Here is a 9,133-nt window from a genome sequence, read left to right as displayed (position 1 = left end):
GCGGGATGGTGGTCTTGGCCTCGACCAGCCGCCGCGCGATGGTCTTGCGCATATTGTCATGTGGGACGAGATCGTAGGAGCCTTCGGCAAACAGTTTCAGCACCTGCTCGTCCGACATTGCCTTCGGTGCTGGTGCCGCAGCAGCCGGAGCGCCAGCAGGCGCTGCTTTCGCAGCCGGAGCCGCCTTGGCGCCACCACCGGCAATCGCTGCCTCGACATCGGCCTTGACGACGCGGCCATGCGGGCCGGTGCCGGTGACGGCCGCCACATCGACACCAGCGTCCTTGGCGATGCGACGGGCCAAGGGTGATGCGCGGACGGCGCCTGACGATTGGCTGATCTCATCCGATGTGGCGGAGATAACCGGGCCGGAGGGGTGAGTCTCGCTTTCTGTGGCTGGTGGGACAGCGCCCCCCTCTGTCAAAGTCGTCGACATCTCCCCCACAAGAGGGGCATTATCCCGCATGGGCTCGGTCTTCGCCGTCACGGCGGAGCCCGCATCCTCGCCTGCTGCATATATCCAGGCGACAGCCTCTCCGACGGGAATATCGATCCCTTCCTTGCCGACAATATTGCGGATCGTACCGCTGGCCGGTGCGTCGATTTCCATCGCCGCCTTGTCGGTTTCGATCTCGAACAGCACGTCGCCTTGCTTGACGGTGGCGCCCTCGGCGACGAACCAGCGTGATATCTGCCCCATCGCCATGTCCATATCGACCTTGGGAAGGATGACTTCGACAGGCATCGGCTATCGTACTCCCCTGACGAGATCGCGTGCCGCGGCGATGATGTCCACCACCTGCGGAACCGTCGCCTTTTCCAGCTCGGGATTGTAGGGGATCGGCGTCTCGGCGCCGCCCAACCGCACGATCGGCGCATCGAGGAAATCGAACGCCTCGCTCTCGGCGATCATCGCGCTGACCTCGGCGCCGACGCCCAGTGTCTTGACGGCCTCGTAGACGCAAAGCAACCGCGAGGTCTTCTTGACGCTGTCGATGATCGTCTGCTTGTCCATCGGCCGGACGGTTCTGAGATCGACCACCTCGATGTCGATGCCTTCGGCCTCCAACGCCTGTGCCGCTTCCAGCGCCTTGTGTACCATGATGGAGGTGGCGACGATGGTCAGGTCGCGGCCCTCGCGGCGGATGTCGGCCTTGCCGATCGGCACCGTGTAATAGCCTTCCGGCACCGGCCCTTTCATCTTGTAGAGCAGCTTGTGTTCGAAAATCATCACCGGATCGGGATCGGCGATGGCGGCCAGCAACATGCCCTTGGCATCATAGGGCGTCGCTGGCTGGATAACCTTCAGCCCCGGCACGTGGCCGAGCCAGGCTTCGAGGCTCTGGCTGTGCTGGGCGGCAGCTCCTGTGCCTGAGCCGGCCGGAAACCGCATCACCAGCGGCACGGAAACCTCTCCGCCCAGCATGAAGCGCATCTTGGCCGCCTGGTTGACGATCTGCTCCAGGGCAAGCGTGGCGAAGTCGGAAAACTGGAACTCGAAGATCGGCCGCAACCCGGTCATTGCTGCACCGACGGCGACACCGGCGCCGCCGAGTTCCGAGATCGGCGTATCCATGACGCGGTCGGTCCCAAAGCGCTCGACCAGATCGCCCGTGACCTGGAAGGCGCCGCCATAGACGCCGATGTCCTCGCCCATCAGGAAGACGCGCTCGTCGGCTTCCATGGCGATCGCCATCGCCTCCTGGATCGCTTGGGCGTAACTCAGTTCGCGCACCATCGCATCCATCACGCCAGCTCCGTATAGACGTAGTTCTGAAGGTCGCGGATCTCGGGAGCGGGGCTCGCCCTGGCGAATTCGATGGCCTCGGCGATTTCCTGTCGCACCGCCTCACGCACCGCTTCGATGCCGTTGTCGTCGACGATGCCGAACTCCTTCAATTCGGCTTCAAAAAGCATGATCGGATCGCGGTTCGACATCCAGTCCTCGATCTCCTCCTTGGTGCGATAGCGGTTGCGATCGCTCTTGGAGTGACCGCGATAGCGGTAGGTCTTGGACTCGATCAGCGTCGGTCCTTCGCCCGCGCGGGCCCGCTCGATCGCCGCGTGCGACGCTTCCGCGACTTCCGTAAACGTATTGCCGTTGACGATGACGCCTGGCATCGAATAAGCGGCCGCCCGGTCAGCGATGTTCTTGACGGCGGTGGAGCGCGCAGTCGATGTCGACATGCCGTAGCCGTTGTTCTCGCAGACGAAAATAACCGGCAGCTTCCAGATCGACGCCATGTTCAATGCCTCGTGGAAGGCGCCCTCATTGTTGGCGCCGTCGCCGAAGAACGATACGACGACCTTGCCGGTCTTCAGCCGCTTGGCCGACAGTGCCGCGCCAACGGCGATCGGGATGCCGCCAGCAACGATGCCGTTGGCGCCGAGATTGCCTTTGGCGACGTCGGCAATGTGCATCGAGCCGCCGCGGCCCTTGCAGTAGCCGGTGGTCTTGCCGAAGAACTCGGCGAACATCTTCTTGACCTCGGCGCCCTTGGCAATGCAATGGCCGTGGCCGCGGTGAGTGGAGGTGATCTGGTCATCCTCGGCAAGCGGCATGCAGATGCCCATGGCGCTCGCCTCCTGTCCGATCGACAAATGCATGGTGCCGTGGATCAGGCCGCGCGTATAGCAATCCTCGGCGCCCTCCTCGAAGCGCCGGATCAGGTACATCTTGCGCAGCACTTCCTTCAACTGCCCGGCATCATACTGCCGGTAGGCGAAGGGCAGATTGGTGGGCACCGCCTTTTCCATCACGGCTTTCCTGGCCATAGTCATGCTCCCTTGTCGCCGTAAACGAGCTTGTCCTGCCGCGCCCTGAGTTCGGCGATCTTCGAGCCGGGAACGGGCGCTGCGTTGGCATAGGTGATGAGATCGCCCTTGCTGATCGGTGAGGTCACGGAGCCGCCCTGAAGCAGGCCGCAAGGGACCGCCCTGGCCACCCGCGCTTCCGCCGCTGTCATGATCCAGGCGCGATAGCAATATTCTCCGATCGCATCGAGCTTGTCGCCCGGCTGCATGTCCTTCTTGGCGACGGCGCAGACTTCAGCCACTGGCGTTGCCAGCGGAACCATGTCTGCCTTGCCGTAGAGGACGACGCGCGCGCAGGTCAGCGGCACCTCGAGCGAGGTCAGGTGATACGGGCGATGAAAGGTGAAATACGGGCCTTTGCCCATCTTCAAATCTTCCATGCGCTCCGAGATGCGCGGATGCGACATGTCGGCGATGACGAAGACACCAGGAGCGACGCCCTTGCCGATCGAATAGTCGACGACACCGACCTTCGACAGCACGCCGCCATCCCTCTGCGGCACCAGCACTTTCGACAACTCGCCCAGCGTTGCGGCTGGGCCATGCATGCCGGGCTTGTCGGGCACCAGCCCGGTGGCGTTGGCAATCGCTGCCATTTCGACCATGGTCTTGGAGCCGTCGACGAATTCCACCAGCATGCGCACGTTCATGTGGCGGCGCGCCGCCTCCTCGGCATAGTCGTGTGGGACCGCATCGATGTTGAGCGGATTGTTCTTGCCCTTGCCGGCGGCGACGATCGGGTGCCCCATGGCCGAGACGAATTCGATCAGTTCCATACAAGAGGATGGTTCGTCGCCGGCGCCGAGCGAATAGGTGACGCCGAGCCGGTCAGCCTCGCTCTTCAGATAGGCGCCTATGGTGACGTCGGCCTCCACATTCATCATCACCAGATGCTTGCCATGCTCCATGGCGCGCAAGCCGAATTCGGCGCCGACGGCCGGAACGCCTGTGGCGTCGATCACCACGTCGATCAGCCCGCTGTTGATGATGAGGTCGGCGTCGGCAGTCACCGCGACCTCACCGGCCTCGATCGCCGCGGTCATGGCGGAAGCGCTGGAGACTTCGCGTGAATGGCCGGTTTCCTGATACGCGATGTCGACCGCCTTGGTCGCCGCCGGCAGGTTGAGTTCCGAGATCGCTCCGATCTCAATGCCGGTCATGTGGGCGACCCTGGTGACAATATCGGTACCCATCTCACCGGAGCCGATCAGCCCGATGCGGATCGGTTTGCCTGATTTGGCGCGCTCGGAAAGATCGCGCGCAAGGCCGGTCGGCGCGACGTTGATGGTCATTGCGATATCCTCCCATAGGCGACTTGCCTCCGGTCAGACAAATACTGAACATCTGTCTCCATATCAAGACGAATGTACAAATCTTCGTCGCAAAGATCGAATATGGCAAACGCAAGGCGATGGTCACCGCAAGCCTTGGGACAAGCACCTCGGCAAACCGTGGTTACCGCTTCAAAAACCGAAGCGACGAGCGAGCGAAAACGGATCTTGACGACCTTACGTCGAAGGCTACGAGCGACCGAGCATGGCGTCGCGGGAGGCGCCTAGGGCTTTCTTTATCGCTGCCCGCTCCTGCGCCATTGCGGGAAAAAGCCAGTTCGGCTCCAAGCCGACGAATTGGTCAAGGAACGCGATTGACATGCTCGGATCCTGCGCCGCGTTCTCCCGATAGGACCACCAGACTCGCAGATCGGAGGCGGCCTTTTCGAGATCACGTGTCACGCCGAATTCCTGTTCCTGAACGGCGGCGATGGCACAGACACAGAAATTCGTGAACAGAAAACCTTCCGGCCAGAACCGCGCGATCTCAAGCGTGGCCTGATCGTCCACCGGCCCCGCGCCAGCGTCGGAAACCATGACCGCAGGTTTGGTGCGAATCAGCTCGCGCAGGGCGAGCCCGGCAACGAAGACGATGTAGTCGGCCCGGTCAGCCGCTGCTGAATCGTCCTGTGCGTCGATTACGGCGAGCCAGTCGAAGAAGACCTGGTTCAACAGCTTTTCATCGATCCGATAGGTAAAGCCGAAATGCGCCTCCACCAGTTCCGCATTGTTTCGGAACGCCTTGGAAAACCAACGCAATTGCCTGAGCCGATGGCGGAGGTCCGGTATCGAAGACAATTTGTCCTTCGGCGTCAGGTCCATTGTCTTGTTCCATTCCTGGCGGATACATGTCTGCTCAGGTTCTGAGGCAATCGACATGTACATGTGTTTCAATGAAAAGGCAAAGGTTCAAGCAACCCCGATCCGCCCTGCCCTTTCTTGAGAGCAACTAAGGAAGATGCGGTATCAGATCGGCGAAAACACTCGCCAGTTCCCCGGGCCGGTCCTGGCCTGCCAAGGCTTTCGCGAACAGCGTATAGCGTGCGTCGACTGCGGCGCAGACGCCCGTATAGATATCGTCGTCGGCCGCAACATCGTCATGATAGCTCGCCACCGCTGTGGCCAAGGCGAGTGCCGCCGCTACGTAGATGCCGGTGTCTAGCAGCCGGCCATCGGCCGCATCCTCGATATGCCTGGGCGCCTCGACCGGACGGGCGCGAAGGATGGCCCTGGCCATGACTGCGGCCTGCAGGGCAATATCGTCGAGCGACATATCTGAGGCTGCGGCCTTGCTGGAAGGCAACGAGCGCTGGCTACTGGCGACGAGGCGATGGGCCTCGATGAAGAGTTCCTCGCTGAGTCGCGGATTCGAGATGCCTTTCGCCAACAGGATCTGCTTGGCCGCAAAATAGCAGTCGCGGGCGAACAGCCCCTGGGCGATCGCATTGTCGCCATCGAAATACCGGCCTAGCGGATAGGCGGACGCACTGCGGAAATGAGCCTTGGGATCGGACGACAGCAGCTCAATAGCAACCGATTCCAGCGCAGAAAGCGCACTGTCGGAGAAATCAGCGATCACTGTCACCAGGCCGGCTGCGCCCGCAGCAGGGTCAATCCCCTCAGACGCATGGCTGTCTTGGCCCTTTCGCGCGGAAGCACGCATCTCGCGCGCCAGAAAGCGGGCATCGCGCAGACGCTCCTTCACCTTTGTCCGCAATTCGTCCGGCAAGAATGACGCCATGATCCCGTCCCTATGACTGCTTTGTACTGTCCGTTGAATGATAGACAATTATGGCCTGCAAAGCTATGACATCGTCATCCGCGCATCCTGCATTCCGGCTGTGACAGGTGGGCCGGAACGATGGAGCCAGGGCAATCATGCGCCAAAGGAAACGGGGGACGAAAGACCCCGAGATGCTGTTTGGCGAGAATGTTCGTGGCTCGAGCCAGGCCGATCGGGTTCGCATCCGGACCGCCTGGATGTACTATGTCGAGCAGCTCACCCAGAGCGAGATCGCCGCGATCCTCAACGTCGGACGGGTGACGGTAGTCAGGCTTCTGGCGGATGCCCGCGCCCGCAATGAAATCAAGATCACGATCAATGCGAAAGTCGCCGACACGACGGAACTCGAGCGCGGCCTGGAAGAGCTGTTCGGCATCCAGAAGGCGATCGTGGCGCCGCTGTCGAGCCCGCAGGCCGATCCGGTGCCCGTGATCAGTGCTGCCGCCGGCGACTATATTTCGCAGATCGCGACATCCAACATGCGCGTCGGGGTCGGCTGGGGAAGGACGCTCTACAACACGCTGCCCTTCATAAAAGGTCAAACTCTGACTGGGTTCCGCGTCTATTCGCTGCTCGGCGGCATCATCCAGGCGCGCCGCTTCAATCCGGCCGAGTTCGCATGGCAACTCGCCGAACTCTTCCAAGGTGAGGGCTTCCTGGTGCCGGCGCCGGCCATCGTCGACAGCGCCGAGACCAAGCGCACCCTGATCGAGCGCTGCGGGCTGAACACCATCTTCGAAATGGCCGAGGATCTCGACGCCGTGCTCCTGAGCGTCGGCGGGACGACATCGACGGCCACCTCCTACCGGGTCGGCTATCTGACGGACGCACAGCACGACTCGCTGGTTTCGGCAGGCGCTATCGGCGATCTGCTGTTTCATTTCTTCGATGAGCACGGAAACCTTGTCGATCACGAGATCAACGATCGCGTGATGTCGGTTGGCATCGACCGGCTGCGCAGGGCGCCAATCCGCCTGCTGGCATCTGGCGGACCCGAAAAGGTTGGAGCGCTGATCGGCGTGATGAAGCTGGTCGAGCCGACGGTTTTCATCACCGATGAAGTAACCGCGGCAAGCATGATAGAAAAAATGCAACTGCGCGGATCGCGGCGCCAGAAGGAGAGCAACGGGCCAGCGTAGCTCAAGCTGCGAGCGTATTGGTCTTTCTCTTCGTGCGCCGTGCAAATTCCATCGTGTGGTCGAATGACCGGACCCCGGCCTGGCTGCCGAGCCCGGTGGCATTGAGCGCCGACGTCGCCTGCGCGAGGGTGACCGCGTCTTCCGGACCAAGCCCACGATACAGCCCCGCCACGAAGCCGGCGTTGAAGGCATCGCCGCAGCCGCAGGTGCAGACCACCTCGACCTCGAATGCGGGAATGTGAAACCGCGTGCCATCGGCGTGGTGATAGTAGGCCCCCTCCTCGCCAAGGGTGAGGATGCAACAGCGTACGCCACGATCGAGCATGAAGCGCGCCACGTCCCGCGTGTCGGACAGGCCCGAGAGCAGGCGCGCCTCCTCGACCGACGGGAGGAAATAATCTACATGCGGCAGCAGCCTGGCGATCATCGGCATGTCTTCGTGGCGGGCGGATGCAACGTCGAGCGTGGTCGTGCAGCCACGCTGCTTGGCACGCGCCAAGAGGTCGACCGTCGGCTCGCCATCCATGCGGTCCATAAGGCCGGCGCCGCCGATATGCACGAACGAGGCATCGAGGACCCGGTCGAACTGGTCCGGTGCAATCTCGAAGAAACCGGTCGCGCCGCGCATGTGCATGGCGGGCCGCTGACCATTGTCCTGAACGGCGACGATGCTCGACGAGGTGCCGACGCCTTCGATGCGCTGCATCAGGGTGGTGTCGACGCCGTGCCGGCTGAGTTTGCCAAGCACCCAGTCGCCCATGTCGTCGGCGCCGACACCACCGACGCCCAGCACTTTCATTCCGTATTTCGCCGCGACGATTGCTGCAGCACCCGCGGCGCCGGAAACGGCGATGGTGATCTCCTCCAGGAAGTCGAATTCGGTCGGTCCCGGAATGCGCCGCACGGGACGGCCGAGGCAATCGAAGGTGAAGAAGCCGATGGAGGCGTAGTCGTAGAGCACCATTATGTCCCGTCAGTTTGCGCGGATGCGATTGCCCGATTCCGCCTCGAAGAAATAGAGGCGGTCGACGTCGAGCTCAATGGCGATGGCCGTATCGAGCGGTTGCCGGAAGTCGCGGTCGGCCTTCACCTCGACGACCATCGCCTCCGTACGGACCGAGAGGAAGGTCTGGTCGCCGGTCGGCTCCAGTCCGTAGAGCGTCCCTTTCAGATGGGCGGCAGCGCCGGTGGAGACCTTTGCGTCTTCCGGTCGCACGCCAAGAATGACGCTTTGCGAGTCGGGCAGGTTCACACCGGTAACCTCCATCCCCGGAGCGGAAAAACGTTTGCCGCGCACCGCACCCTTGATCAGGTTCATGGGCGGCGAACCGATGAAGCCGGCCACGAAGGTGTTGCTTGGGTTCGAATAGATCTCGTCCGGTGTGCCGAGCTGTTGGATGCGGCCCTTGTCCATAATAACGATCCGGTCCGCCAGCGTCATCGCCTCGACCTGGTCGTGGGTGACGTAGACGGTAGTGATCTTCAGCTGGCGCTGGACGTGCTTCAACTGCACACGCATCGCGTTGCGAAGCTTGGCGTCGAGGTTGGACAGCGGCTCGTCCATCAGGAAAACGCGCGGTTGCCTGACGATGGCTCGCGCAAGGGCCGCGCGCTGCCTCTGCCCGCCTGAGAGCGCACCGGGCTTGCGATCGAGATAGGCCCCGAGTTCAACCATGTCGGCGGCCCGCCGCACCCGCTGGTCGTGCTCGGCTTTCGGGACGCCGCGCATTCTGAGCGGGAAGCGGATGTTCTCGTACACAGTCATGTTCGGATAGAGCGCGTAGCTCTGGAACACCATGGCCACGTCGCGGTCGCGCGGATCGAAATCATTGACCAGTTCGTCGTCGATCCAGATTTCGCCTGACGTCAGGTCGTTCAGACCGGCGATCATCCGCATCGTCGTGGTCTTTCCGCAGCCCGACGGTCCGAGGAAGACCATGAACTCCTCATCGCGTATGTCGAGATCGACATTGTCGACGCCAACCACTGCTCCCCACCCCTTGGTGACATTCTTCAGTTGAATCTGAGCCATATCTGTCTTTCCAGTTTTTCTTCGCAGGCCGGCC

Annotated in this window: 9 protein-coding genes; 1 reads left to right on the top strand and 8 read right to left on the bottom strand. The window is 62.2% G+C overall.

The annotated features are described in order from the left end of the window. The 6 genes from AC1DVW_RS27935 to AC1DVW_RS27910 all read right to left on the bottom strand — a co-directional run. The coding region (locus tag AC1DVW_RS27935; protein WP_477327420.1) for a biotin/lipoyl-containing protein at positions 1-745 on the bottom strand (745 nt) is incomplete at its 3' end. A gap of 3 nt (positions 746-748) precedes the next feature. Then, positions 749-1,747: an alpha-ketoacid dehydrogenase subunit beta gene (locus tag AC1DVW_RS27930; protein ID WP_477327430.1), complete on the bottom strand. Its 999-nt coding sequence runs from the start codon at positions 1,745-1,747 to the stop codon at positions 749-751. After that, positions 1,747-2,781, bottom strand: a complete 1,035-nt coding sequence (locus AC1DVW_RS27925; protein ID WP_477327418.1) for a thiamine pyrophosphate-dependent dehydrogenase E1 component subunit alpha — start codon at positions 2,779-2,781, stop codon at positions 1,747-1,749. The genes AC1DVW_RS27930 and AC1DVW_RS27925 overlap by 1 nt, the downstream gene beginning before the upstream one ends. Beyond that, positions 2,778-4,106, bottom strand: a complete 1,329-nt coding sequence (locus AC1DVW_RS27920; RefSeq protein ID WP_477327416.1) for an NAD(P)H-dependent oxidoreductase — start codon at positions 4,104-4,106, stop codon at positions 2,778-2,780. The genes AC1DVW_RS27925 and AC1DVW_RS27920 overlap by 4 nt, the downstream gene beginning before the upstream one ends. A 228-nt stretch (positions 4,107-4,334) precedes the next feature. Beyond that, positions 4,335-4,967, bottom strand: a complete 633-nt coding sequence (locus AC1DVW_RS27915) for a hypothetical protein (RefSeq protein WP_477327414.1) — start codon at positions 4,965-4,967, stop codon at positions 4,335-4,337. A 127-nt stretch (positions 4,968-5,094) separates the two neighbouring features. Next, the gene (locus AC1DVW_RS27910; protein ID WP_477327412.1) at positions 5,095-5,874 is read right to left on the bottom strand and encodes a hypothetical protein; all 780 of its coding nucleotides are present in this window, start codon (positions 5,872-5,874) and stop codon (positions 5,095-5,097) included. Between the two features lie 149 nt (positions 5,875-6,023). On the opposite strand from AC1DVW_RS27910, the gene AC1DVW_RS27905 reads away from it, so the two are divergent. After that, positions 6,024-7,067: a sugar-binding transcriptional regulator gene (locus AC1DVW_RS27905; RefSeq protein ID WP_477327410.1), complete on the top strand. Its 1,044-nt coding sequence runs from the start codon at positions 6,024-6,026 to the stop codon at positions 7,065-7,067. Position 7,068: 1 nt separating this feature from the next. Here the strand turns inward: AC1DVW_RS27905 and AC1DVW_RS27900 are convergent, their stop codons facing one another. Next, entirely contained in the window at positions 7,069-8,028 is a 960-nt protein-coding gene (locus AC1DVW_RS27900; protein WP_477327408.1) for a carbohydrate kinase family protein, read from the bottom strand. 12 nt (positions 8,029-8,040) lie between these two features. Continuing rightward, a complete protein-coding gene (locus AC1DVW_RS27895; protein ID WP_477327406.1) occupies positions 8,041-9,099 on the bottom strand; it encodes an ABC transporter ATP-binding protein in 1,059 nt (352 codons plus the stop codon). Positions 9,100-9,133: the final 34 nt, after the last annotated feature.

Source organism: Mesorhizobium sp. P3_B5 (genome assembly GCF_056402815.1).
Note: the sequence above shows the minus strand (reverse complement) of the source record. Positions and strands in the feature narration are given on the sequence as shown.